1 pseudogene is annotated in these 277 nt (G+C 40.8%); it reads left to right on the forward strand.

Going from position 1 to position 277, the window contains the following annotated elements:
• Nucleotides 1–277, forward strand: a pseudogene (locus SB775_RS29095) (glycerol kinase); the annotation flags it as partial.

Below are 277 nucleotides of genomic sequence, written 5' to 3' on the forward strand. Positions count from 1 at the left end.
GTACGTCCATCATCTGAAATATATGGAGAAACAATTGATTATCACTTCTTCGGTCAAAATATACCGATTGCAGGTGTAGCTGGTGACCAACAAGCAGCATTATTTGGACAAGCTTGTTTCGGTGAAGGTATGGCGAAGAACACGTACGGAACTGGTTGCTTCATGTTAATGAACACAGGAGAAAAAGCAGTAGCTTCTGAGCACGGCCTATTAACAACAATTGCATGGGGTATAGATGGTAAAGTAAACTACGCATTAGAAGGAAGTATTTTCGTAG

Source organism: Peribacillus sp. SIMBA_075, assembly GCF_046534585.1.